This window comes from Flavobacterium fluviatile, from assembly GCF_010645065.1.
In the GTDB taxonomy this organism is placed as follows: Bacteria; Bacteroidota; Bacteroidia; order Flavobacteriales; family Flavobacteriaceae; genus Flavobacterium; species Flavobacterium fluviatile.
On sequence record NZ_JAADZW010000001.1, the window covers coordinates 490582 to 517551 of the forward strand.

At 34.8% G+C, this 26970-nt stretch carries 16 protein-coding genes and 1 pseudogene; 4 read left to right on the forward strand and 13 right to left on the reverse strand.

The window, feature by feature from the left end:
• Positions 1-9 precede the first annotated feature (9 nt).
• Positions 10-3219 carry a SusC/RagA family TonB-linked outer membrane protein gene (locus GXM17_RS01775; RefSeq protein ID WP_244307311.1) on the reverse strand — a complete coding sequence of 1070 codons (3210 nt, stop codon included), beginning with the start codon at positions 3217-3219 and terminating at the stop codon, positions 10-12.
• Between the two features lie 76 nt (positions 3220-3295).
• Positions 3296-4111 (reverse strand): hypothetical protein, encoded by an 816-nt coding sequence (locus tag GXM17_RS01780; RefSeq protein ID WP_163397567.1) that lies wholly within the window; start codon positions 4109-4111, stop codon positions 3296-3298.
• A 960-nt stretch (positions 4112-5071) separates the two neighbouring features.
• Here GXM17_RS01780 and GXM17_RS01785 point away from each other — a divergent pair.
• Entirely contained in the window at positions 5072-5389 is a 318-nt protein-coding gene (locus GXM17_RS01785; RefSeq protein WP_163397568.1) for a GIY-YIG nuclease family protein, read from the forward strand.
• A gap of 651 nt (positions 5390-6040) precedes the next feature.
• On the opposite strand, the gene GXM17_RS01790 is transcribed toward GXM17_RS01785, so the two are convergent.
• Complete coding sequence (locus GXM17_RS01790; RefSeq protein ID WP_163397569.1) at positions 6041-10375, reverse strand: hybrid sensor histidine kinase/response regulator transcription factor; 4335 nt, start codon at positions 10373-10375, stop codon at positions 6041-6043.
• 292 nt (positions 10376-10667) lie between these two features.
• On the opposite strand from GXM17_RS01790, the gene GXM17_RS01795 reads away from it, so the two are divergent.
• Entirely contained in the window at positions 10668-13283 is a 2616-nt protein-coding gene (locus GXM17_RS01795) for a glycoside hydrolase family 3 C-terminal domain-containing protein (protein ID WP_163397570.1), read from the forward strand.
• A gap of 103 nt (positions 13284-13386) precedes the next feature.
• On the opposite strand, the gene GXM17_RS01800 is transcribed toward GXM17_RS01795, so the two are convergent.
• Positions 13387-13626: a hypothetical protein gene (locus GXM17_RS01800; RefSeq protein ID WP_163397571.1), complete on the reverse strand. Its 240-nt coding sequence runs from the start codon at positions 13624-13626 to the stop codon at positions 13387-13389.
• A gap of 263 nt (positions 13627-13889) precedes the next feature.
• Here GXM17_RS01800 and GXM17_RS01805 point away from each other — a divergent pair, with 263 nt between their 5' ends.
• Positions 13890-15356 carry a glycoside hydrolase family 130 protein gene (locus GXM17_RS01805; RefSeq protein ID WP_163397572.1) on the forward strand — a complete coding sequence of 489 codons (1467 nt, stop codon included), beginning with the start codon at positions 13890-13892 and terminating at the stop codon, positions 15354-15356.
• A gap of 250 nt (positions 15357-15606) precedes the next feature.
• Here the strand turns inward: GXM17_RS01805 and GXM17_RS01810 are convergent, their stop codons facing one another.
• The 4 genes from GXM17_RS01810 to GXM17_RS01825 all read right to left on the reverse strand — a co-directional run bounded on the left by GXM17_RS01810 (position 15607) and on the right by GXM17_RS01825 (position 20846).
• A complete protein-coding gene (locus GXM17_RS01810) occupies positions 15607-16389 on the reverse strand; it encodes a TIGR03915 family putative DNA repair protein (RefSeq protein ID WP_163397573.1) in 783 nt (260 codons plus the stop codon).
• 6 nt (positions 16390-16395) lie between these two features.
• Entirely contained in the window at positions 16396-17655 is a 1260-nt protein-coding gene (locus tag GXM17_RS01815; protein WP_163397574.1) for a putative DNA modification/repair radical SAM protein, read from the reverse strand.
• A gap of 317 nt (positions 17656-17972) precedes the next feature.
• On the reverse strand, positions 17973-20243 hold the full coding sequence (locus GXM17_RS01820; RefSeq protein WP_163397575.1) for an ATP-binding protein: 2271 nt from the start codon (positions 20241-20243) through the stop codon (positions 17973-17975).
• On the reverse strand, positions 20244-20846 hold the full coding sequence (locus GXM17_RS01825) for a biliverdin-producing heme oxygenase (RefSeq protein WP_163397576.1): 603 nt from the start codon (positions 20844-20846) through the stop codon (positions 20244-20246).
• 385 nt (positions 20847-21231) lie between these two features.
• On the opposite strand from GXM17_RS01825, the gene GXM17_RS01830 reads away from it, so the two are divergent.
• Complete coding sequence (locus GXM17_RS01830; RefSeq protein WP_163397577.1) at positions 21232-22737, forward strand: PAS domain-containing sensor histidine kinase; 1506 nt, start codon at positions 21232-21234, stop codon at positions 22735-22737.
• A 10-nt stretch (positions 22738-22747) separates the two neighbouring features.
• Here GXM17_RS01830 and GXM17_RS01835 read toward each other — a convergent pair.
• From GXM17_RS01835 to xylA, 5 genes and pseudogenes are all read right to left on the reverse strand, one after another.
• A pseudogene (locus tag GXM17_RS01835) lies at positions 22748-22999 on the reverse strand (alpha-L-arabinofuranosidase C-terminal domain-containing protein); the annotation flags it as partial.
• 229 nt (positions 23000-23228) lie between these two features.
• On the reverse strand, positions 23229-24077 hold the full coding sequence (locus tag GXM17_RS01840; protein WP_163397579.1) for a DUF4861 family protein: 849 nt from the start codon (positions 24075-24077) through the stop codon (positions 23229-23231).
• Positions 24078-24173: 96 nt separating this feature from the next.
• A complete protein-coding gene (locus tag GXM17_RS01845) occupies positions 24174-24329 on the reverse strand; it encodes a hypothetical protein (protein WP_163397580.1) in 156 nt (51 codons plus the stop codon).
• Between the two features lie 142 nt (positions 24330-24471).
• Entirely contained in the window at positions 24472-25128 is a 657-nt protein-coding gene (gene fsa / locus GXM17_RS01850; RefSeq protein ID WP_163397581.1) for a fructose-6-phosphate aldolase, read from the reverse strand.
• A gap of 507 nt (positions 25129-25635) precedes the next feature.
• Positions 25636-26961, reverse strand: coding sequence for a xylose isomerase (gene xylA / locus GXM17_RS01855; RefSeq protein WP_163397582.1), 1326 nt, complete (start codon positions 26959-26961; stop codon positions 25636-25638).
• Positions 26962-26970 lie beyond the last annotated feature (9 nt).

The window sequence follows — 26970 nt, forward strand, 5'->3', positions numbered from 1 at the left end:
TTGAATTAATTAAAATGATAACTGAGCCCCAAAAGTGTAGTTTCTTGTTCTTGGATACGCATCGTGATCAATATTAGGTGTCAATCCTGTTGCCAGATTAACTTCCGGATCATAGCCTGAGTAATTGGTCCAGACATACAAATTAGTGCCGGTTACATACAAACGGACTTTGTTAAATATTAATTTTTTGGATACATCTATCGGAATTGTATATCCTATAGAAAGTGTATTTAGTCGTAAAAAAGAACCATCCTCAACCGCATAAGAAGAAGCAATAGGACGACCAATTGAAGTTGGGTTCCACATTGTCGCATTTTTATTGAAATCAGCCAAAAGTTCCGGTGAATAACGTAGATCGTTCCCCATATCATCAAAGTTTCTCCAACGGTTTTCCATCCCTACTTCCGAACCTAAGTTGTTTTGGTTGTTTTGGTACCATGAAGTCATCATTACTTTGTTAGCATTGAAAACATCAAACCCGGACACAAAGTTGAAGAAAGTATTAAAATCAAAGTTTTTCCATACTGCATTCACTCCAAAACCTCCTGAATATTTCGGATTAGTATCACCAATAACTTGTCTGTCGTTTGCACCAATTACATACGTATTTGAATCTGATGGGTCAACAGGTGTCAGCTTTTTAAATTTAGCATTTCCCGGACGCGGATCACCTGACAGGTTTTTGGAGTTGGCCACACCTTCTTTCAGTTTCCACGTTTTAGTTAATGGATCAAATGAATCGAAGTCATCCATCGTGTAAAAACCATCATTAACAAAACCATAAATCAAACCTTTTGCACCGCCTACATAAGCACGGTAATCATCATCATTTAATAATTGTGTTCCTGCCCATGCTGAACTAAGAATCCATTCATTTTCTCCGGTTGAAAGTGCATCAATTTTATTTTTATTATATCCAATATTGAAATTTACATCCAGATGGAAATCTTTTTTCTGAATTAGATTTGCATTAATAGCAAATTCAACTCCTTTGTTGGATGTCTGCCCCACATTGGTCATGATTTTGCTAAAACCAGATGCTCCCGGAATATCAGAAGGTACTAACAAATCTTTTACCGTGTTTTGGTAAAATTCGATATTACCAGTTAGGCGTTCTTTAAAAAATCCAAAATCAACACCAATATTGGCTGTGTAAGTTGTCTCCCATTTTACATTTGGATTGTTTAAATACGTTACACTCTTCCCACTAGGATTATAAAAATTATAGTAGTAATGTGGTTTCTCTCCCCAGCCTACTGACCTGTCCTGGGAAACACCATAATATTTGGCATACAAGTCGCCATCAATTCGGTCATTACCAGAAACTCCGTAGCTTAAACGCAATTTTAAGTTTGAAACAGTTGTACTCTCCTTTAAGAATTTTTCATTTGATATTCTCCAGGCAAAAGCTGCTGCCGGAAATATTCCCCAGCGATTATCCGGACCAAACTTGGTCGAACCGTCTGCACGAATGGTAAATGTTGCAAGATACCTGTCATCATAACCATAATTTACACGACCGAAGAATGATGAAATTTTATTAGGTGAACCTTCTTTTGATGAGTTTGCATAAGCAGTTCCCAGTGCAAGATTATCTATTGCTTTTTCTGCAGTTATAGTTTCAGGAAAATAACGCGTGGTATATGTTTTACTAAAGCTTCTCTGATCCTTCATTTCCTGTCCTATCATAGTTTGAAAATCGTGAACTGAATTGATTTTAAAACTATAATTCAATACATTATTTAATTGAGTACGCGGGCTTTGAGTCATTTGCCAGCCCACTACCGGCAGTCCTCCATTAGCATTTGCCGTACTGGTTTTTAAGCCCCAAAAACGGCCGTCTTCTTCATATTGGTATTCAAAACCAAAGGAACTGCGAAAAGTTAATCCTTTCATTAAATTCCAGGTCAATGCTCCTACTGTATTGAATGTACGTGCGGTACGCTCACGATAATTTCTTTCCGCTTCCTGCTTTGGATTCATACGCGTAACAGGTTCATAATCTTCGGGATCAAAATAAGTATCATCTTCCGGTAATGTCATATAATCTTGCAAACCAAGTGTTGGTGCCTGACGTATTGCATTAAGCAGACTAACTCCTTCTGTACCAGACCCATCAATTGTCTTATTTATAAAACGGGACTGAAATTCAAAAGTAAATTTATCAGACAGTTTTGTATTAAGCGTCAGGTTCATATTGGTCTGCTTTAAACCTGTTCCTACCAATACCCCTGGCTGATCCTGATTGGTTACAGAAAACTTAAATTTGGTTTTTTCATTACCGCCATTTATATTAAAATCAAGGTATTTAGTAATTGGGTTAGTCCCAAAAATTTCATCCTGCCAGTCTGTACCAGCATCCCCTTTATAAATATACATTTCATTAGCCTGTCCGTAACGATTGTAAAAAGCTGTTGGATTTGAGGTTCTTCCTCTTTCATATTCATATTGCATCATAACAAATTCATACGGATCCATTACATCCAGACGGTTTGCTAAGGTTTTTACCTGCATATAGCTGTTTATATTTACTGAAACCCTTCCTACTTTTGGGTTTTTTGTAGTCACCAAAATAACCCCGTTAGCACCACGGGCACCATAAATAGCAGTAGATGCGGCATCTTTTAATACCTCTACCGATTCTACGTCTGTTGGCGGAATATCATTTAAACTGGCAACCTCAAAACCATCAACCAAAATTAGAGGTGCATTGTCCTGCGTAATAGAACCTCCTCCACGAACACGTATCATTATTTCAGAACCCGGAGAACCGTCAGCCGAAGTAATCTGAACTCCAGGTAATCTACCCACCAATGCTTCCGCTACAGAACTGGTTGGAACCTTTTCTAATACTGTTCCTTTTATACTCGAAACAGATCCGGTCAGGTTGGCACGTTTTTGTGTACCGTAACCAATTACGACTACTTCATTCAGTTCACTGGTCGATTCTCTCATCTCGATGTTAATTCCGGAAGTACGTCCATTTAAAGGCACACTAATATCTTCCATACCAATAAACTTAACCACTAAAACTGCCGTTTTAGGGTTTGTCACTTTGATTGAAAATTTTCCGTCAAAATCACTGGTGGTATTTGATTTTTCATTCTTTACACTAATTGTTGCACCGGGAATAGAGCCCATTTTATCTCTCACGACTCCCGTCACAGTTTCCTGAGCATAACCGCCAACCGCAAAGAACAAGACGATTAACGTGCTCATGATATGTTTTTTTATCATCATCACTATATTTTATTTTGATTTAGATTTGTTTTCAAATCTGTACAATTGGATTTATTTATTTGGTCTGTACAACTCCATTAATGGTTACCACATAATCTTTGATGATTGGCGTATCCGGATCATTAAGATTAAAATCGATATTAGTAACACCATTTCCTAAGATTGGAAAAGAGCCTTCAATTTCTTTTGTTTTTACCACAACCAGATCATCAGTCATAAACTCTATACGAATCTTAACATTGTTTGCTACTTCATCTGTCTGAAATACAATAAAATCGTCTAAGTAGTTAATTCCTCCTGTGGTTGTTTTCTTAGATCTGGAAACCGACATGTCTCCCTGCACATAGGACTCATCAGCGACTTTGTATCCGTTACGCTTTACAAAAACGGTTGTTTTTATAACCGTATAACTCGGATCGGCTACAATATCTTTTGACTTCAGACGCAATATACCCGATCTTGCAACAATGTTCAGGGTGAGTTTGTTATCAAAAGGTGATGCGTAAGGCACAACAGCGGATAACTTTACAGCTTGATCAGCATTTATTGATTGCGGGACAACAAAATCATTCAGGTTAACTGGTAAAGGAACCATTTCTGCCGGAATATCTGTTGCAATAAATTTGTAACTTCCTTTCTCGAGTGCAAAACGATAAAGTGAACTGTAGTTTCCGAAATAATCCCCGTTATCTTTATAAATAAAAATTGGTCTGGTTGAAATACCTACATTAATATTCCAAGGGTTGCCATTCAGCTGAAGTTCATAATCTCTCACAACAGAGGGTTCATATTTCATTTCGTCACTGGAGCAGGATGTCATTATTAAAAGAAGTGCGCCTACTCCGAGTATTAGTTTTTTTATGTTTTTCATATCATATTATTTAAAATTGGAAATTGGTTACTGCCCGGTAAATACCTGCCTACAGGAGACTATAGGTTTGCAAGTGAATAATAGAATGAAAGTGCTGGTTTGTTTCATAAGCCTGGTTATTATTAGTTAGTTAAGAATTAGTTAAAAACTATTGGTTATGAGGCAAAACTAGAGATAGTGAATTTTAAATAGGTGTAAATATTGCTTTTCGAGTAGGGTGAAATTGCTAATTCAACAATGTATTGGTGATGAATTTCTAATTATTTAGGATATTTTTTACATTGTATTAAAAAATAAGTGCAAATAAAAATGAAGTTGGAGTTTATTAACTCAAAATTAAGGAGACAGTGAATAAGAATAGAAAATATTGAATTGCCGGTTTATCGGAGTCGAAGTCGTATTCAATTTGGACAATCATTATTAAAAAACTTTAATAGTAAACCAGCCTTCGACTACGGGCAGGATGACAGTTGTATTAGTTATAAAATCTGTGTTCATGTCAGACTGTGCAGAGTCAAAAAAAACTTTAGTAGTAAACAGCCTTCGACTACGCTCAGGATGACACTCCGGACCCATTAAAAAGTTTATCTCCCTGTCTGACTGAACGGAGTAGAAGCCCTTCTAATATAAGTTTGCATAATGAAAAAACAGAATTGAACAAACCTTCGACTCTGCTCAGGATGACAGTTGTATTAGTTATAAAATATGTGTTCATGTCAGGCTGAACAGAGTCGAAAAAACTTTAGTAATAAACCAGCCTTCGACTACGCTCAGGATGACAGTTGTATTAATTTCAAAATCTGTGTTCATGTCAGGCTGAGCGGAGTCGAAGCCCCATTCCAATTGGTACACACTTAAATTAATAATAATGAAAAAAGCTAACTCATTCCAATTGCTTTTTAAAGGTATTTTTCTTACTTTTAAGGAATAAATATTTTTTCAATCTAATTAATTATTGAAATGAAACATTACTTCGTATATATTTTAAAATGCTCTGATAACAGTTTTTATACAGGAATGACAAATAACATTGAAAGAAGGTTAAAGGAACATATCTCAGGACTCAATAAAGAATGCTATACTTTTGATAAGAGACCATTAGAATTAGTCTTTTATACTGAATTCAATGAAGTAAATCAGGCTATCTCGTTTGAAAAACAAGTAAAAGGATGGAGTAGAAAAAAGAAGGAAGCCATAATCAATGATAAATGGGAAGACCTGAAAAAACTTTCAGCATGTTTAAATGAAACGGCTCATAGAAACTATAGGGGTAAATAGCCTTTGAATAAGTCTGTCCTGAGCGAAGACGAATTGACTCAGGATGACACTGGAATCAATTATAAAATTCAATGTCAGGCTAAGCGTAGTCGAAGCCCTATTCTAATATGTTAGCACAAACAAAAATAGAACTAAACCAGCCTTCGATTACGCTCACGATGACAGTTGTATTAATTTTAAAATCTGTGTTCATGTCAGGCTGAGCGGAGTCGAAAAAACTTTAGTAATAAACCAGCCTTCGACTACGCTCAGGATGACAGTAGTATTAGTTATAAAATCTGTGTTCATGTCAGGCTGAGCGGAGTCGAAAAAACTTTAATAATAAACCAGCCTTCGACTACGGGCAGGATGACACTCCGGATCCATTAAAAAGTTTATCTCCCTGTCTGACTGAACGGAGTAGAAGCCCTTCTAATATAAGTTTGCATAATGAAAAAACAGAATTGAACTAACCTTCGACTCCGCTCAGGATGACACTCGAATCAATTATAAAAGTCCATCTCTCTGTCAGGCTGAACCTAACAGAAAATTTACGTTATAAAGCCTTCGACTCCGCTCAGGATGACATCTGGGTATCACAAAATGATCTCTATGTCAGGCTGAGCGGAGTCGAAGCCTCTTTTTACAATATCTGTCTTAAATATTTGAATTTTAACGAAACTGCCTGCGATATTCAGCCGGGGTCTGATTGAATTTTGCCCTGAAACATTTTCCAAAATATTTCAGGTCATTGAAACCAACTTCAAAACAAATTTCCTTTATCAGCAAATCTTCATTTTTAATCAGTTCGGCAGCTTCACTGAGTCGCATGTCGCGAATAAATACGACTGGCGAAACGCCGGTAATATGTTTTAGTTTATTAAAGAAACTCGCACGTGACATGCACATCAGTCTGCCTAATTCATCAACAGAAAAATCTGTTTTAGACATATTTTCCTTTACCAGTTTAATTACCTGAACCATGAATGCATTGTCCTTATTGGAAATCTGTAATGGCTCTTCTTCGACAATTTCAGTAATATTACCAGTAGAATACAGTCGCTGCAGGCGAAGGCGCTGCTGCAGGACATTTTTTACCCGTGCTTTTAAAAAACTCACATTAAAAGGTTTGGTGATGTAATCATCGGCACCATATTCCATTCCTTCCAGTTTGCTTTCTATCGATGATTTTGCACTGAGAAGAATAACCGGAAGATGGCTAACAGCAAAGTTGTCACGGATCAATTTTAGCATTTCTATACCGTCTGTTTCCGGCATCATAATATCGCTGATAATGAAATCAGGCGATAGTTCTTTGGCTTTTAAATATCCTTCTGCACCATTTTCTGCTGTATAAATGGTATATTCTTTTTCTAAAACAGAAACAATAAAACCTCTCAATTCGGGATCATCTTCAACAATAAGGCCAATAGGCATTTCTCTTTCTTCAATTTCAAATGGTATTGAATCAATTTCATCTTCAATTATCGTGTCTGCCTGTACATATTCATCTGTTTCTTCTAGTAAAATATCAACATCTTCAGTAAAATGTTTGTAACCTTTCAGGAAATCAATCTTGAAACAGCTTCCTTTTCCGGGTGTGCTTTCAACCGATATAATTGCTCCATGTTTGTCTGCGAGATCTTTTACAATTGAAAGTCCTATTCCGGTACTTGGGTTATGCGGGTTTTCATTGTAATTTGAAAAACGCACAAACAACCTTTTTTGAAGCAGCGGGTTAATTCCCGGACCATTATCTTTCACTTTTAAACAAACATGTTTTTCAGATTCTTCCACTATTACTTCAATTGTATCGCATTTATTGCAATATTTAAAAGCATTAGAAAGCAGGTTAATCAAAATTTTATCCAGACTGTCGGGGTCTGCCCATATATTTGAATTTGCTGCACTGATGTTGACCTTCAGCTGTATATTGCGCTGAATACTCATTTCAGTAAAATTTTCGCACATTTTAGCAGCAAACTCTCCTAAATTCACTTCATTTACGACCAGTTTTCGATCCTGAATTCTCCTCAAATCTAAAATTTGATTGACCAGATTTAATAATTTATTACTGTTTTTTTCGATAATCCGGAGTTGTGATTTTACCGAATCATTAATATGTTCATCCGTAAGCATTGTCTCAAGAGGGGCCGTAATCATCGTAAGGGGTGTGCGAATCTCATGGGAAATATCTGTGAAAAAATTCAGTTTCAATTCACTCATTTGTTTTTGAACCCTTACATCGTTACGCAACTTTAAAATAGTTAAAATTGCACGTCTGACCAATGCAAACAGTCCGATTGCCAGCAGCAAATAACAGAAATAAGCAAAATAAGTTCCCCAAACTGATGGCCGTATAGTGATTTTTATTTGTCTTTCGTTTCCAGTCCATAAATTGTGGCCATTTGTAGATGAAACCAGCAATGTATAAGTTCCTCTGCCAAGATTGGTATAATTTATAGACTGTCCGCCTTTCAGATAATTCCAGTCCTTATCAATTCCGTCCAGCTTATAACGGTAAACTACATTTTCATTTTTAATAAAATCTAAAGCCGAAAATTGAATTCTAAAAAAATTCTGATTGTGTTTTAAGGTTACTTCACTTAGTAGATCAGGATTGTCCGGAATTTCAGAATTGACTTCAAACAATTCTTTATTGTTGACTAAAAATTCAGAAACAGCTAAATACGGTTTAAATGTGGAAGTTTTAATGGCTTGCGGCTTAAAATAAATCACTCCGTCTGAGTAGCCAAAAACAATCTCCCCTGATGCTAACCGGCATTTAGTAGCTTCAGAAAATATTTCTGTTCCCGTAATCGATTTAAGCTCCGGAAAGGTTTCAAAACTATTTTTTTTGGTATCAAACCTAACAATCTGATTGTCTCCCATGAGCCAAATTTTACCCATCTCATCTTCCTGCATTCCTACAACACCTTCTAATGGAAATCCAACATTTTCATTCCAGAATATTTTTGCTTTTACCTGATCTTGTTTATCAATATCAACCAAAATCAGTCCTTTTCCGTTAGTGGCCAATGCCAGACGATCATTTTTTGTAACGATTAAGTCTAAAATATCATTCCCTGAAGCCTGATAATGCTCTTTAAATTGTAATTGATCAGCAGATGTGTTTCCGCCGGCGAAAGAAAATAATTTATAAGAAGAGATAAAAAAGAGTCTGTGATCTTTTGTTTCAGCTATGGAACGCACTTTGTCGGCCGTCTCTATCGGGTAATTTTTCATTTCGTTTCTATAATTTATAAAACGAATTTTACCGTCTGACTCGTTCACTATATTGATTCCCCCACCCCAGGTACCCAGGTAAATATTGCCATTTGATGACTGAAAAATCTTATAAATATCATCAGAACTAATACTGTATTTGTCATTTTTATCATATTTGTAATTAGCCACTTCGAAGTTAAATGACTGTGATTTGGAAGTGAGACAATACACACCGTTGCCACGGGTTCCAACCCAGATTCTGCCTTTATGATCCTGCATCATACTGTAAATATCAGCTCCCCATCCCGGTCCAGCATTGCCTATTATACCGTTTGATCCTAACAAACCTATTTTTCTTTTTTGAGAATCAAATAGTGTAATTTTTTCCTCACGCCCTGCTACCCAAAGATTTCTTTTATTGTCTTCCATCAGGCTTCGGACATTGTGTTTCACAGATTCCGCAGCCGAATTCAATTTCAGTTTCAAAAAATTAGTGTTGTTAAACGTAATCATATCCAGTCCCTGCTTGTAAGAACAAAACCAAAGATTGCCCAATTTATCAAACATAGCAGTGTACATCACATCAGAAAAAGTTTCTTTTGACTCCCGGATGCATTTCATTACAGAAAATAATTTGCCCTGCTTTTCATCCCAATATGCTAATGGCCCTTTGTTTGACTGAATCCAGACGGTTCCGTCTGGCGATGTTAAGAGAAAACTTTTTTGTTTACCGGCTGTTGTTACGTGGTGGTTATTTAAATCCACTTTCAGGGATTTTAATTTTCGAGTGAGAAAATCAAACTGAAAAGCTCCTGAAGAAGGGGTATCGAACCAAAAATATCGTGAACCGGTTATTCCTAAAAAAGTAAGACTGCCCTCAGGAAAGCCAGGTAATGTTTTACTATTGTACTGATCTAATTTTTCTTTTTTAATATCATACATACCTATACCCTGCTCTTTTGTTATAACAAATATTGTGTTATCTGTCAAGGCTTTAACTAGTACAATATCATCTTTGATGTCCAAATCTAAATCAAAAAAAGTACTTGTTTTTTTGGTGTAACGGGTAAGTTTTCCTTTATCTCCACCAAACCAAAGATCATCTTTAGTTTCTGTTGCAATATTGAAAGAATAAGACTTTCCGGATTGCCCTGTCATGTTTAAAAAGAAATATTCAGGCACTTTAGCCGACTTCTTCAATCTGGAAATCCCTGCATCTGTTAAAAACCAGGTAGTTCCTAATTTATCTTCAAAAACATCGGTTACCTTTCCAAAACCTTTAGCAGCACTAAAATCAATCCTTTTTATTTGTTTGTCTGTTCCGAAAAACAGCATATAATTTTTGTCTTTTGGGAATAGCCATATTTTGCCTGATGGCATAATTTTAAATTCATCAAAAGCAATTCTTAAGGAGCTACCCTGCATGGGATCATAGAAACGAAATTCATTTGTATCAAAATAATAAATATCATTCTTTTCTGACTGGATCCAGATACGTCCGCTGTTATCAAAGCTGAATTTTGACACACGACTGGAAAGCACTTTTAGAGAACCGTCCTGTCCAACTTTAAATTTTCTAAAAGTGTTGCCATCGTAACGGATAAGACCGTTAAAAGTACCTAACCAAATAAATCCTTTTTTATCCTGCTGAATTCCTAAAACACGCGATTGACTTAACCCTCCATTATTTGAAAAATGAGTAAGTACACCAATTGGCTGAGCTGTACATAAAGCACAAATCAAACTAAAGAAAACCACAACTATTTTCTGTTTCAACATTTTGAAATTTATTTTATCGGAATTCACAAAAATATCAAAATTAGTTTCCCAACCTAAAATAGTACCCACAATTAACCAAATGCCTACCTTTAATTAGCAATTTATCTACCTTTTGTCTTATTAAATAAAATTTCAAAAATTATAATAAGCTTTACAACACCCTTCAAATAGCAATTAATCCTAAGCAGATACTCCGAATCGTTTAATTTTGTAAATCTAAATTTAAAGCCATTTTTTAAATATTAATAAGAGAAACTAACTATCTTTTAAACCAGAATCAAAAAAAACCTGAATGAAAAAAGTATATAAATTCGTGTTTATGCTAAATTTAGTAGCGCTAAACACTTTCGCACAGGAAAAATTTCCATTCAATAATCCTAATTTAGCAACAGAACAGCGTGTAAATGATCTTGTGTCAAGAATGACTGTTGAGGAAAAAATCAGTCAGTTGATGGATTCATCACCGGCTATAGAACGTTTGGGCGTGCCGGAATACAATTGGTGGAATGAGTCGTTACACGGTGTTGCCCGTGCGGGATATGCAACTGTTTTTCCACAATCTATTTCAATTGCCTCATCCTGGGACCGACAGCTGATATTTGAAGTTGCCAGTGCAATTTCAGATGAAGCGCGTGCCAAATACCACGAATATTTAAGAAGAGGACAACACGGAATGTATCAGGGGTTGACATTCTGGTCTCCTAATGTCAATATTTTCCGTGATCCACGCTGGGGACGCGGACATGAAACTTATGGTGAAGACCCTTTTCTTACCAGTCAGCTCGGACTTAACTACGTTAATGGTCTTCAGGGTAATGATCCAAAATATTTTAAAGTAATTGCTACAGCCAAACATTATGCTGTTCACTCTGGTCCGGAACCATCCCGACATCTGTTCAATGCAGAAACCAGCGATGTCGATCTGTACGAAACTTATTTGCCTGCCTTTCGCACTTTGGTAAAAGAAGGGCATGTTTATTCCGTAATGGGAGCTTATAACCGTTTTAGAGGTGAGTCTGCCAGTGCAAGTCCGTTTTTGTTCAATATTCTTCGAAATGACTGGGGATTTAAAGGTTATATTGTTTCTGATTGTGGTGCAGTTGTCGACATCTGGAAATGGCATAAAATTACCCCTGATGCTGCAACAGCTTCAGCTTTGGCTGTAAAAACAGGATTGGATTTGGAGTGTGGAAGCAGTTACAAATCATTAAAAGAAGCTCTGGATCGTAAATTACTTACCGAAGCAGATATTGACATTACTTTGAAACGTTTGTTTACAGCCCGATTTAAATTAGGAATGTTTGATCCTGAGGAGATTGTACCTTATGCTCAGATTCCTTTTTCTGTAAACAACAACCCTGCCCACGATTATCTGGCACGTGTTGCTTCTCAAAAAAGTATTGTTCTTTTAAAAAATCAGAATAATACACTTCCTCTTTCTAAAGAGATTAAAACTATTGCCGTAATTGGCCCTAATGCAAATGATGTGCAGTCTTTGTGGGGAAATTATAGTGGTATTCCCAGCAATCCTGTAACGGTATTAAAAGGTATTCAAAACAAAATTGAACCTCAGGCTAAAGTATTGTATGCGAAAGGTACAGACCTTGCCAAAGGAGTTCCAGAAATGAAAGTCATTCCTTCAGTATATTTTCAAAACGAAAACGGAATACAGGGTCTTACAGCAGAATATTTTGACAATAGCAAATGGGAAGGGAAACCTGTTTTTACCCGTATTGATGATAAAATCGATTTTCACTGGGATATGAATACGCCTGATACACGTTTAAAAATGGGCAACTACAGCGTTAGATGGACAGGTTATATTGTTGCTCCAAAAACAGGAGTTTACAACATTTCGGAATGGTCGAAACCTTTTATGACTGTTGAAATTGAAGGTGGAAAAAGTACTGGTGGAAAAAACAATCACCATCCGCGCATCCGTCCTCAGAAAATAGAATTGAAAGCCGGGAAGAAATATAAGATCGAAGTTAAATACCAAAATTTCTACGGAGATGCAATCGCACAGCTTTTATGGGCTGAACCTCAGGAAAATGTATTGAAAGAAGCTGTACAGGTTGCCAGTCAGGCAGATGCTGTAGTTTTGGTATTAGGGTTAAATGAACGTCTGGAAGGAGAAGAAATGAAAGTTGAAGCTGATGGTTTTGAGGGAGGAGACCGCACCAGTCTGAATCTTCCGGCTAATCAGGAAGAACTAATGAAGGAGATGATTGCCACTGGAAAACCTGTAATTCTGGTTTTAATAAACGGAAGCGCACTTTCGATAAACTGGGCTAATGATAATGTTCCTGCCATTCTTACTGCGGGATATCCTGGACAGCAGGGCGGGAATGCAATTGCGGATGTACTTTTTGGAGATTACAATCCGGCCGGGCGACTGCCGGTTACCTACTATAAATCTGTTGATCAGCTTCCGGCTTTTGAAAACTATGATATGAAAGGCCGTACCTACCGCTATTTCGAAAAGAAACCGCTGTACCCGTTTGGATATGGCTTGAGCTATACAAAATTTGAATACACCAACTTAAAAGTTCCTGCAAATGTTTCTGCTGAGAAAGATTTTGAAGTATTGGTTGATGTAACCAATGTTGGTGACCGAGATGGTGACGAGGTAGTTGAATTGTATCTAAAAGACGAAAAAGCCTCTACGCCACGCCCAATTGTACAACTGGAAGGATTTGAACGTATTCATCTGAAAAAAGGGGAAACAAAAACGGTACGTTTTACAATTGCACCCAGACAGTTGTCCTTAATAAACAAAAAAGGCCAGCGTGTTGTAGAACCGGGATGGTTCACTGTTTCTATGGGTGGAAAACAGCCTGACGGTTCTGCTGAAAATCAAAATGGAAGATTCATTGTAACGGGTAAAACATTAACATTGGAGAAATAGTTTATATTTTTTAAATGCCGTGATTGTATAAAAATGTATTTCTGAAAATGATTTAGAAATACATTTTTATTTATTATCATCATTAAAAACATAAAATAGTCCATTAAACATTTTTTAATAGATAGATTAATATTTCTTCTTCAAGTTCTTTTGATAAATTTTCAATCTTTAACTTTTGACTGAAAATTTTTTCCAGTCTATTCTGCAATCTTACAGTTTCTATTTTACTGGTACAATATTCATCACAGATGGCTTTGAATTTGTCATCTACGAGATATAAAATTTTAATAGATTCCATAAATCCTGCAAATTTTGCATTATATAGTTCTTGAGGTACTGACATATTTGTTAGATTTAGCTGTAATATTATTTTAAAATTACAAATAAAGCTAACGCAATATTTTAAAAAGATGTTTCGTTTTATAAAATGCAACAACTTAAATTTTAAGCATTTATATTGTTTTTCGTTTTATTATATTCAAAAAATTAAGAAATCCTCTTTCGTAAAACATATAAAACATCATTTTTTAACAAAAAAAAAAGGTTTTTTATTAACATATTTCCTAACTTCAATCAATAAAAGTACTGTATTATAAAAAATAAATTATGCGTGTATCTGTCATACGAAAAAATATAAAATTTACCCCGGATTCAAAAAGAGTTGTTGCAAGATATTTTGTAAATGGTGATGAGCGGACCAGACAAATGGTTCTTCGTATAATGACGCTAAATGACAAGCAAGTATTGGAAACTCTGGAACAGACACTTCGTGAATTTGCAAGACGCCACCGAAATATTTCTGCCATATTTTTAAGGCACTGTGAAAAAGTTCGGGACGTTATTGAAGACATGCAAATTGATTACGAAGCTTTGTCTCTTGATCGAAAAATGCTAATAGGCTCTTTTTGTACAATGGAGTATGCTATAGAGTCTGCAGCTATTTTTAATCCGTCTATAATAGAAGATTTTGATCAGAGTGGTCTTGAAGCGGGCGAAAAACGTGTTATTATTTCTTTTCGTGCAACCGGTGAAGGTCATATCTCATCCATTGTTTTCCGAAGAGGGATACTGGACAGGGACAATAATCTCCAGGTCATGAAAATTGGTCATAACATCGATAAAGCAGAGATTATACATAAAAGTTTTTTTAACAAAGAGCGATTTTTACTTAAATTATCCGAAATGCATACTCAGGATAAATACATTACGCAGATTATGCAGGATTTGCCGAATGAGTTTGAATATTCAGTACTAAAAAGTACAGTAGCATCAGCTTTAAGCGATCCGACAATTCGTGAAGAAAGAAGGACAGCACTGAACGAAATAATCTGGCTGGCAAAATCTTTTTATGATGTGGAATTCAAGCATGATTCTGATCTTACTGAGCGTGTTATATTTCCGATATCTGATTCTGAAAGCCGTGGTATAGAAGATGCCCGTTTTGTTCGCTTTACTGATGACGACGGCTCATCCCGAGTAATGGCTACTTATACAGCGTACAATGGACATACTATATTACCTAAACTTATTTCAACTGAAGATTTTTACACATTTAGGGTAATGCCTTTGCACGGAGCCGGTGCGCAAAATAAAAACCTGGCTTTGTTTCCAAGAAAAGTAAAAGGCAAATATGCTATGCTTGCCAGAATAGATGGAGTTAATAATTACATCATGTATTCTGACAGGGTTACACAATGGAACACCCCTATTCTACTTCAGGAACCACGTTATACCTGGGAGTTTACCCAAATAGGTAACTGCGGATCACCATTGTGGACAGAAGAAGGATGGCTTGTTATTACTCATGGTGTAGGAACTATGCGACGTTATTGTATTGGTGCATCGTTATTTGATCTTGATGATCCGTCTAAAGAAATTGGAAGACTAACGGAGCCTTTACTGTCACCACTTGAGGATGAACGAGAAGGTTATGTACCTAATGTTGTGTACTCGTGCGGTGCCATTATTCATAACAATAGTCTTATATTACCTTATGCTGTTTCAGACTATTCTTCTACTTATGCTGTAGTTGATATGGTAGAACTGATTGATGCTTTGAAAAAAAGCAAATAAAATTTTTAAAAAACTAACATAAAATTAAAATCTCATTACTTGGAATGGGATTTTTTTGTTTTTTTATGTTCGAAAAAACAACTTAAATTGAAATAAGACGATTTAAGCAATTATTTTACTAAATCCGACCTTATGATATGTTTTATTAAAAAATCAATCTCTAATTAATTTTATGAAGCTTGTTTTTAATAGATACAATTTATTAAAAAATATAATCAATAATCAAAAATAATAATAAGTACATATTTTGTCATTTATAATCATTTACATTTGGAATTTTCTCAATCAAATGTTTCCAATAACGTTTCGGCATATGCTGAATATGAAGTTTCATATTTTTTCTGGATTCAATATTGACACTGTTAAAATAACGCCTCCACAAATTTTGAAAAAAATCTTCCTCTGCATCGCAGATTTCCGTTGAATGCTTAAATGATGTAGCTTTCATATCAAACTGTAATTCTACAGTAGAAACATTTTCCAGATCATAATAAATACCGTATTTACGTTTTCCATCATAAATTAACCAGCGCTGGTCTGCATAACGATTTTTAAAATGACTTTCTATAAGAGGCAGGACATCGCAGTCCGGTTCAATAATAGCATAATATAATTGATCTTTTGTCAATTTAAAACGAACAAACGCTTCCATGCGATGGGACTCTTTTCGGGTCAGACGTGTCGCTTTTCTAAGATCCCATACCGCATTATTGCTATAATCCCCTTCTACATTTTTTGAATTAGAAAATACATGCCGGGCAAACTGAAACATCGTTTCTTCTATCTGAGGAAGTTCAGACAAAAATGCCTTGTACATATCTGCAAGACCTTCTGGCGAAAGATGCTGCTTCAACCCGTCTAAAACGCGTTTTGCTTTTGAGATATCAGTTGCCACTAAATGTGAGGTCGCAAACAGTAATGCTCCTGAAGTTTCATTTTTTGTAAATACGATGTCTGCCAGTTTGTATTCATACACATCAAAAACAGCTGTAAGCCAGCCTTCATAAGTCCCGTCGTAAATTACCTCTGTCATCACAATTTAAAATAAAGAAAGCTGATTAGAAAAATCATTTTTATATTTGCTTTTTTGGAAATTCAGGATATGATCCCTGATCTGAATTGATGTCAAATCTTTTTGCAGCTGAAATGGTGTCGCAAAAGCCAGAAAATATTTGGAACGCGAATAGGCAATACCCATTTTTTGTAAATCGTGAGGACACAGTTTTTTAAATTTCCTTGCGGCAACAATTTTTTGGGCACTCAGATATCCAATTCCCGGAATACGTTTTATAAGTTCTAAGTCGGCTGTATTGATATCAACGGGAAATTGATCCAGGTTGCGCAAAGCCCAACCCAATTTTGGATCGATGTCAAGATCAAGATTTGGGTGATTGAATCCTACTATTTCATTTACATTAAATCCATAGTAACGAATCAGCCAGTCAGCCTGATATAAACGGTTTTCACGTATCATGGGAACAGGAGTACCAATAGCGGGAAGACGATTATCATAACTTATTGGAACATAACCTGAATAGTACACCCGTTTCATATTCATTTGCTGATAAAAATAATCCGCCATTCCCAAAATTTCGAGATCATTTTCTTGTGTTGCCCCAATTACCATTTGAGTACTTTGTCCTGCTGGAGCAAAAAGAGGCGTTTTGTAGTTCGATTTTTTTTCTTCTTTATGACCAATAATTTCATTTTTAAGATATTTCATCGGACTAATCACGTCGATATGATTTTTATCCGGCGCCAGTAATTTTAGGCTCTGTTCAGTTGGCATTTCGACATTTACGCTTAGGCGGTCAGCATACAAACCGGCCTCTTTCAGCAATGCTTCACTGGCTCCCGGAATTGCTTTCAAATGAATGTAGCCATTAAAGTTATGTTCACTGCGTAGTTTTTTAGCAATTCTCACCAAACGCTCCATTGTATAATCAGGATTATCAAAAATACCTGAACTTAAAAACAACCCCTCTATATAATTTCTGCGATAAAATCCAATTGTAAGGTCAACAACTTCCTGGACAGTAAAAGCGGCACGTTTAATATCATTGCTTTTTCTGCTCACACAATACGCACAATCAAAAATGCAATGATTTGTCAGCAGGATTTTTAGCAGCGACACACAACGGCCATCTTCAGTATAGGCGTGACAAATACCGTAGCCTTTCGCATTTCCCAAACCCTTATTTTTATTCTCCCGTTTGCTTAATGCTGATGAACAGGAAACATCATATTTTGCAGCATCTGCCAATATTCCCAGCTTCTCCATCACTCTTTCATTCATCATTTTAATACTTTATTATTTTGAAAACTGAAATTAATATCAAAATTAGTTATTTATGATAACAAAACATTTTTAATTAGTGTTCCAAATTGTATCAAAAAAGTTCAAAAGGCTCACAATCCTCAAATACATATATAACAAAAAACTCCAAAATCAAATAACTTTGGAGTTTAGTATTTTAGCAGAATAGTAAATGGATTATAATTACAGTTTAGATATCTGACTTATTTCGTGCCACTTCACGTATCTCCTTGTAGCTGGAAATACTTGTTGAAATTTGAAAAAAATGATTTAAAATCATTCGGCTGAATAAAAGCAAATTATAAAAGTGAATCTGAAGGATCACATGGAAAATAAACCGTTATATCAGTACCTTCTCCCGGTTTTCCTGTTGCATAAATTGTTCCTCCTACTGTCTGCATAATTTTTTTACATAATGCAAGCCCAACTCCTGAACCTTTATATTCATCCTGATTATGCAATCTGCCGAAAACTTTAAAAATTGTTTCTGCATATTTTTGCTCAAACCCAATTCCGTTATCTGAAAAACAAATCCAATGACAATAAATCTTATTATAATGAGCTACCAATTCTGGCTCCTTAGAGGCTGTTATTTTAATATAGGGAGTCCTGTCAGGAGATGCGAACTTCAAAGAATTTTGGATAATATTTGAAAACAGCTGCTGCATTAAAAAGTATATGGCATGAACCTCGGGCAGATTCTCATATTCTATAACGGCCTCATGTTCAGAAATGGTCTCTTCCATTTCTGCAAGTGTTAGTTTCAGAATAGTATTCAAATTGATTTTTTCTAAATTCTCCCTTGTGTATTTTATTCGCGAAAATTTAAGGATATCATCAAGCAAAGTTCTCATTCTGCCCGCAGATTTAGATACTTTGTGCAAAGCAGAAAAAATAGCTTCCATTTGATCAATCTTCGGTTCAGCAAGCATTTTGGAAGTAAACAACTGAATTTTACGTAAAGGTTCCTGAAGATCATGAGTACTAATCCAGTTGAGGTTTTCCAGTTCTGAATTTGTTTCTTTTAAAATTTCATTGAGATTTCGGTATTTTTCTTCTTCTTCACTTAACGAAATCATCATTAACTGATTATCCAGTGTATGTGCATATTGAATTGCTCCGTTGATTTCATATTGCTTCCAGGGAGTACTCTGGCTTTTTATAATCTGTTTCCAGATTTCAAAAGAATTCCTCGGATGAAGACCAGTACTGTCCTTAATAATTGCTTTTTCCGGATCCCCTCCCCAGTTGATTTCAGATATTGTTTCAGGTCTGTACCAGATTATAGAATCAGAATTCCCTACAGAATGATAAATAATCCCTGCATAACTGGAACATTTTCCTAAGTCATCATAACAATCGCTTAACTTATTAGTGACAAACAATTTTTCAGAGGTCTTATTTTTAATTTTGACGATTAAATTTTCAATCTGTTCTTCAGTTGGCACTAATCCGTGTTTGTATATTTTTCCTTTGCTAATAATAGATACACCGGTTGCATTACAAATATTTAATAACTGAGGTGCCTCAACTATAGTTTGAACAGATTCTTCTATAAGCGGAAACTGCATTCCGGATAAATCCTCAAGTGCCAATGCCGTTCTTTGAGCATTTACGTTTTCATCATTTGACTGGCGTATATCAATCTGTGAAGTAATAAATTGCCCCTGAAGCTTTGCTGCCAGTCTTATTTCAGGAGAAATATTTTTACTGGAATAATGATGACAGGCAATTAAGCCCCATAACCTGTCATTATGGATCAGCGAAATTGTAAGTGTAGCACCAACTCCTATATTTTGTAAATATTCGACATGAATTGGGGATGTGCTTCTTAATATAGAAAGACTTAAGTCCAGATTTTTGCCTTCTTTATCATCAACTGTATAAATTGGGACCGGTGTATAATCAACATCAACAATAAGTCTTAGCTGATTTTTTATATATAATTCCCTTGCCTGAGCCGGAATATCAGTGTGGGGATAATGAAGCCCTAAAAAAGGCTCTAAATCTTCCCTGCAGCTTTCTGCATAAACTTCACCATTATATTGTTCATCAAAACGATAAATCATTACACGGTCATATCCCGTTATTTTTCTGGTTCCTTCAGCAACAAGCGCACACAAATCCTTTAGTGAAGTAGTATTGTTCATTTGGGTCACAAACTGAATAGTCTGCGTGTACACATCTGCGAGTTTCTCTTTGCCCGCAAACTGAAACTCTGCTTCTAAAATATAAATATCAAAACTTTTGTGAATGCTGATTTGAAAAAATTTCCCAAGCAAATCAATTTCAAGGGGAAAAACCTCCTTGTTATTGTCTTTGTTAATGTATTCAAGAATTTGCTTTTCTGCTTTTGTTCCGAAAATATCTCCAATTTTTTTTCCAAGGGCCTCTATATGCGTAACACTTAGATACCATGAAATATTTGCTGTACAAAAATCTATTTTGCCCTCAGAAGTCAAACCAATCAAAAAACCATGTGGCTGGATTTTACCCGGTATATGTATAGGTTCATGCTCACAGTTAGTTAATGTAACAAGATCCCGATTAACAATGTCTTTAATCTTCATTTATTTTTCTGTACTCCTAAAATGATTGAAAATACTTTCATAAGCAAAAATCGCTCCGTCTATGATTTTATTTCCACAATTGTAATTCTCTTCATATTCAGCTAAATAGCCAAGCATATTTTTCCAAAAAACACTTGTTTTATCACCATAACCCTCAAAATATAATGTTCCTTGTCCCTTGTCAAGACCATTGATCTTTGAAATATTTTTTAATATAAACCTTCCGCCAAGTGTTGAACCTTCTATAACATATAATATTCCAAGTGCAAAAGGTATTGTAATTTCTTTGTTTCTAAAAACAACACCTGAATTCGTTTTGTTGTATTGAAGGTAGTTAAAGTCTTCCTGAATAAGATGACTTTTTTTTCTTTTATCTAAATCGGTTATAATTTCTGATAATAATGGAAATATAACATTTTCCGTATTTTTATGGACATCATACATCAAACTCAAATATTTGGTATAGTCTGATATTTTCATTTGAGGAGAAAGGATTGAGGCTGATATTGGCAGGCTTTCTAATTTTCTGTGGGAATCTGAAGTTTTATTTTTTAAATCATTAAGAAAGGCTGAAGGCACTAAAGAAGTCAAATTTCCACTCATTAAATTGAACTGTTTATAGGAGAACTAAATTATTATTACTTCTCTACAAATGTAAAAAAAATGTTTTATTTCTAACAGAATAGCTTTATGTAAACTCTTCAAATTATGTTAATTAACATTAATCTGCAATAATTTTTATAGTCCGGTGAGTCTGTTTGTTCAATGATAAATCAATCTAATTAGACAAAATCGTGAAGTTTTTAAATTACTAAACTTCTTAATTTAATTGATAGCAATACTATAAATAATTGTATGTTCGTAGTTGTTTAATGTTTTTATCAAAAAATTAAACTTTTTCTTGTACTAATTATGAAACTCTTTTCTGACGTCATATAACATAATTAAATCATTAAAAATTAGCTTTGTAAAAAATTAACATATCATTATGTATTCAGATATAAGAATTTTAAAGGATATAATAGAAAATACACCTTTGCCGATAGCGGTATATACAGGCAGCAAATTAAAAATTGAATTAGTCAATACTGCTATGATCAGAGCATGGGGTAAAGGTGATGATATAGTAGGTAAATATTATCTTGATATTCTTCCTGAAGTTAAAAAAGAAAAGTTTTTTGATCAGGCAACCACTGTACTTTCTACCGGAGTTCCCTTTCATGGTGAAAACAAAAAAGTAGATTTGGTCATTAACGGTACTATAAAATCCCATTATTTTAATTACAGCTTTATTCCCTTATTTGATTCGGAAGGAAAGGTTTACGGCGTAATGAATACCGGCGTTGATGTAACCGATTTATACCTTGCGAAACAGCAAATTCAAAATGTGGAAGAAAGACTGAGAATTGCTGTTCAGTCATCCGGAATAGGAACTTATGAGATTGATTTGTTAACAAAGGAGATTAAAACATGTGATAATTTTGATGCAATCATGTGCAGTGAAAATACATCAAATATTGAAGAATTGTTTTCAAAACTTCATCCTGATGATTTGTTTGCCCGTGAAAAAGCGATTAAAGAATCAAAAAATACAGGTCTTATATCGTATGAAACACGAATTATACATAAAACCTGCTCAAAATGGATTAAAGTAAGCGGAAAAATAATTTGTGATGAAAATGATTTTCCCATAAAGGTTATAGGAAGTATAATTGACATTCATGAACACAAGCAGTTTCAGGAAGAATTAAAGAAACAGGTTGAACAAAACACTATAGAATTACGTCGATCTAATGATGATTTACTTCACTTTGCTAATGTAGTAAGCCATGATCTGAGGGAGCCTGTGCGCAAAATTAAGATTTTTAATGGGCTGATCAGAAATGACAAAGAAGCAAATTTTAGTGAAGGTATCATTAAATATCAAAATAAAATAGATCAGTCTGCAGAGAGAATGCAAAATATAATCGAAGGCATTCTCACCTATTCAACCATGGATAAAAACAAGCAGCCATTTGAAAAAATTTACCTTAATGAGGTTATAGAAAGTATAAAAACAGATCTCGAACTGATTATAAACGAAAAAGATGCTATCTTAATCATTGGTGAACTACCTGTAATAGAAGGGGCACCGATTTTAATCAGTCAGCTTTTTTATAATCTTATCCACAATTCATTAAAATTTTCAAAAGCAGAAGAGCCGCCAAAAATCTTAATATCAGGGAGAGTTGTAAAGATTGATAAAAGTGATTGTGTTGAGATTACCATAAAAGACAACGGAATAGGACTTGATGAAACTTACGCAGAGAAAATATTCAATGCATTTGAACGTTTACATTCCAAAGACCAATATGAAGGAAACGGTCTTGGATTATCCCTTTGCAGAAAAATTGTAAAAAGACATCATGGTACAATTACAGCCAGAGGTGAGATAAATAATGGAAGCGAGTTTACAGTAACCCTGCCCCTGAAGCAAAAAGAATATATGATGTAAACAACAGATTCTATTTTATCAAAAAAACATAAAGTTTTATTATACAGTAACATACAGTTGTCTGTTTAACTTTTAACTTTAAAATATTGACTGAATAAGCCAGGAGTTTTAGTTCTGCATTTTCTCCTTTCATTTTATAGTCGGTTTCTTTTGGACTTATTTTTTGTGGACTATCGAAAGTATTTTCATCTTGTAAATTCGGACTTGAAAGCGTAATAATTTTTCCTTTTGAAGCTAATTTAGATCCCTTCAGATTCAAGGAAACTTCCTGGGCTGATTAGTCTTGCTAATTTCTTTAAAGTTTATTTTAAAATTCCGCTTTCCAAAAATAATTTGAATAATTGTCTTTACAGCCTAAATTTATCTGCATAAATCAAAGTAGAATTTATAAAAAAGTTTTAGTTTAATTCTTTTGACATTTATACTTTAGTATCTAATAACGTCAAAAAATTAAACTAAAACTGTATGTATCAGAGTATAAATACCTCTTACTATTTAATGTAAGCTTCTAACTTATCTAAAGTATTTAATTCTGTTTCTCTTGCACAAGAGGATATAATTTTTGTTTCTAAATGTTTTGTTGGCTTAGAAATCAGCAAATATTGTGTTCCGTCGTCATTGGTTTTTACAAAATCTTTAGGATTGTACATAATAGCTGCACCAACTTCTACAATCTCTGCAGCTACATCTTCAGGATGTTTTCCCCAAACAGCGATATAATTAGTTCCTTTTTTAGTTTGAAAATCTTTAAAATAATTTACTCCGGTTACAAATTGTACCTTTTCACCATTTAGGCTAAAAGCCTCTACTTTAGCTTCACGTTTTCCTGAAAATACTGTTACACGAACTAAAATATCTACTTTTTTACCTTTATAAGGCACTCCTTTTGAAATCATTTCCATCCATGAAGTCGTATCTGTTTTTCCAACACGCGCTAAACGATTTGTTACCGGATTCAACGGAACTACTTTTTCACCATCCCACAGCTTTACACCTCCTAAACCGCTTGTTGATGCAACCTTATAATAATCAGCTCCCCATCCTTCTTTTTGCTGTTCCGGGGTTGGATACCAACGTGCTTTTTTTAATTCTAATCCTGCTTTTGCTTTATTGTAAACATCAATAGCTACTTTATCACTGAAATAGATTCTCAATGCCATCCACTCATTTTCGATTGCCGGACCATGATGACCTATTGTTTTATACAAATCTCCCGACTCTGAACCAATATCTGTCAAATACGTTATTTTGTCAGACTTCATATACAAACTGGTGTCTGTATTATTTTGTGAAAAACAAGTACAACATAACAGCAGAGCAGCTAAAAATGATAATTTCATAATTTCAATTATTTATAAGATTAATTTATTTTCCGTAAAAATAAAACAACCTTTCAATAATACCGCAACATTTTTTATATTATTAAGAAACTGTATTTAATTTCTAAAAATATCTTTCCAGAATATAACCGCACCTTTTTGAGATGCCAATTCAGTAAGACCAGTTACACACAAGTCAACCATTCTGCAAATCTGATCATTTCCTGAATTTAGTTTTCTAAAAATGATACTTCTTTGAATTGCTTTTCTCACAATCTTTATTAAATGCCTCAAATCTTCCTGTAACCTTGGTTTATAACAAAGTTACTTTTCAACATTATAATTTTGCTACATTTTTTAATGAGAGGGTGATATAACTTTAAATTTAGATTTGGAGCAAATGAACAGTATCATTTTACAGATTCATTTTTTTGGCGTCTTCAACAAATTGTTTTAGTCCGATATCTGTCAATGGATGTTTTAGTAAACCTTTGATAGCAGACAAAGGTCCGGTCATAACATCTGATCCGATTTTGGCACAATTTACAATATGCATGGTATGTCTTACAGAAGCTGAAAGAATCTGTGTCTCATAATTATAATTATCATAAATTTCTCTGATTTCAGCAATTAAATTCATTCCGTCTGTAGAAACATCATCTAATCTTCCTAAAAAAGGCGACACATAAGTAGCTCCTGCTTTTGCTGCTAATAAGGCCTGGCCTGCTGAAAATACTAATGTGACATTCGTTCTGATTCCTTTTGATGAAAAATATTTACAGGCTTTTACTCCATCTCCAATCATAGGCAGTTTTACAACAATTTGATCATGCAAGGCGGCTAGCTCCTCGCCTTCCCTAACCATTCCTTCGTAATCTGTAGAAATGACCTCGGCAGAAACATCTCCGTCGACAATATTGCAAATATCCAGATAGTGTTTCAAAATATTATCTTTTCCTGTGATGCCTTCTTTAGCCATTAAAGACGGATTTGTAGTTACTCCGTCTAGAACACCCATAGTCTGGGCTTCTTTAATATCTTCTAAATTTGCTGTGTCTATAAAAAATTTCATTGGTTTTGATTTAAATTTTTAATTTGATTAATTGTATTGCAACGCGTTGTATGTAATTAGTTCATGATGATAATTTTTCTGTTCTCGATCCCAGCCTTTGACTGAACTGTATCAAGAACAGAAAAGTTATCATTAAAAAACGCTTCCCGTTACATTTTTTGTTCTGTTTCCCTGCACAAAAAACACTCGAACTGACGTTTTTAATAAGTACCCCAACAGGTTATTGTATCCCCATTTCATGAATGAATTAGAAATAAGTAAAAAACTGTAATTAAGTGAAAAATGGTGAAGAAATTCACCGTAGAAAGTGCCTGAAAACTTTTTTTTTTCAAAAAGTTTAATGATATGGCCGCTAATTCTTTAACATCAACGGCCAAAATTACTAAAATAATTCACTGAATTTTCCCTGGCAAATACACTAACCAAAAATATCTGCCAGAGATAAAAACTACAAAACAATCATAATTTCGGTTTTTTATTACCAAAAATTATTTCTTCTTCAATCAATTAAATATACTGATTAATAATGTTTTCAAACAATTCCTGTTTGCCGCTTTGAAGATTTAATTCTCCATTTTCGTGAGCGATAGTATAAAGATCTTTTAAGCCTAATTTTCCGTCAGCAAAATCTTTTCCTTTTCCGGAATCGAATGAACTGTATCTTTCTTTTCTTAATTTTTCGTAAGGAGAAGAAGTGATGATTTTGTCAGCAGTCAGCAATGCTCTTGCAAAAGTATCTGCACCGCCAATGTGAGCTAAGAAAACATCTTCCAGGTCTGTAGAATTTCTTCTGATTTTAGCATCAAAGTTGACTCCTCCACCTTGTAAACCACCTGCTTTTAAGAAAACCAGCATAGCTTCTGTTGTTTCCTGAATGTTATTTGGAAACTGATCCGTATCCCAGCCGTTTTGGTAATCACCTCTGTTCGCATCGATACTTCCTAGCATTCCTGCTTTTGCAGCAACTTCAATTTCATGTTGAAAAGTGTGCTGAGCCAGCGTTGCATGGTTTACCTCGATATTGATTTTGAAATCTTTATCTAAACCATATTCTTTCAGGAATCCAATTGCAGTAGCAGAGTCAAAATCGTATTGGTGTTTCGATGGTTCCATTGGTTTTGGCTCGATAAAGAAAGTTCCTTTAAAACCTTGAGCTCTTGCATAGTCTCTCGACATTGTTAAGAATTGTGCCATGTGGTCTAATTCTCTACCCATATCGGTGTTCAATAAAGACATATAACCTTCTCTTCCTCCCCAGAATACGTAGTTTTCTCCATCTAAGGCGATTGTAGCATCCAAAGCCAGTTTTACTTGCCCACCGGCTCTTGCCACCACATTAAAATCAGGATTTGTAGCTGCTCCGTTCATGAATCTTGGATTTGAGAAACAGTTTGAAGTTCCCCAAAGCAATTTAATTCCTGATGCTGCTTTTTTCTCTTTAAGGTATTCTGTAATAAATGCCAGACGTTTTTCTGATTCTGCGAAAGTTGGTCCTTCGTTAATCAAATCGTAATCGTGGAAACAGAAATAATCGAATCCCATTTTGCTGATAAATTCAAAAGCAGCATCTGCTTTATCTTTTGCAGCCTGGTAAGGATCTGAAGACTGGTCCCATGCAAAATTTTGTGTCCCTGGTCCGAATGGATCGCTACCCTGTCCGCAGAATGTATGCCAGTAAGCAATTGCAAATCTAAAGTGCTCACGCATTGTTTTTCCGGCCACAATCTGATCCGGGTTGTAATATTTAAATGCTAAAGGATTATCAGATTCTTTTCCTTCAAATTTAATTTGGCCAATACCTTTGTAGTATTCTTTATTTCCTAAAGTTATCATTTTTTTATT

Coding starts and splice junctions, on each gene's coding strand:
- GXM17_RS01775 (WP_244307311.1), bottom strand. CDS start 3,219: ATGAGCACGTTAATCGTCTTGTTCTTTGCGGTTGGCGGTTATGCTCAG.
- GXM17_RS01780 (WP_163397567.1), bottom strand. CDS start 4,111: ATGAAAAACATAAAAAAACTAATACTCGGAGTAGGCGCACTTCTTTTA.
- GXM17_RS01785 (WP_163397568.1), top strand. CDS start 5,072: ATGAAACATTACTTCGTATATATTTTAAAATGCTCTGATAACAGTTTT.
- GXM17_RS01790 (WP_163397569.1), bottom strand. CDS start 10,375: ATGTTGAAACAGAAAATAGTTGTGGTTTTCTTTAGTTTGATTTGTGCT.
- GXM17_RS01795 (WP_163397570.1), top strand. CDS start 10,668: ATGAAAAAAGTATATAAATTCGTGTTTATGCTAAATTTAGTAGCGCTA.
- GXM17_RS01800 (WP_163397571.1), bottom strand. CDS start 13,626: ATGTCAGTACCTCAAGAACTATATAATGCAAAATTTGCAGGATTTATG.
- GXM17_RS01805 (WP_163397572.1), top strand. CDS start 13,890: ATGCGTGTATCTGTCATACGAAAAAATATAAAATTTACCCCGGATTCA.
- GXM17_RS01810 (WP_163397573.1), bottom strand. CDS start 16,389: ATGACAGAGGTAATTTACGACGGGACTTATGAAGGCTGGCTTACAGCT.
- GXM17_RS01815 (WP_163397574.1), bottom strand. CDS start 17,655: ATGATGAATGAAAGAGTGATGGAGAAGCTGGGAATATTGGCAGATGCT.
- GXM17_RS01820 (WP_163397575.1), bottom strand. CDS start 20,243: ATGAAGATTAAAGACATTGTTAATCGGGATCTTGTTACATTAACTAAC.
- GXM17_RS01825 (WP_163397576.1), bottom strand. CDS start 20,846: ATGAGTGGAAATTTGACTTCTTTAGTGCCTTCAGCCTTTCTTAATGAT.
- GXM17_RS01830 (WP_163397577.1), top strand. CDS start 21,232: ATGTATTCAGATATAAGAATTTTAAAGGATATAATAGAAAATACACCT.
- GXM17_RS01840 (WP_163397579.1), bottom strand. CDS start 24,077: ATGAAATTATCATTTTTAGCTGCTCTGCTGTTATGTTGTACTTGTTTT.
- fsa (WP_163397581.1), bottom strand. CDS start 25,128: ATGAAATTTTTTATAGACACAGCAAATTTAGAAGATATTAAAGAAGCC.
- xylA (WP_163397582.1), bottom strand. CDS start 26,961: ATGATAACTTTAGGAAATAAAGAATACTACAAAGGTATTGGCCAAATT.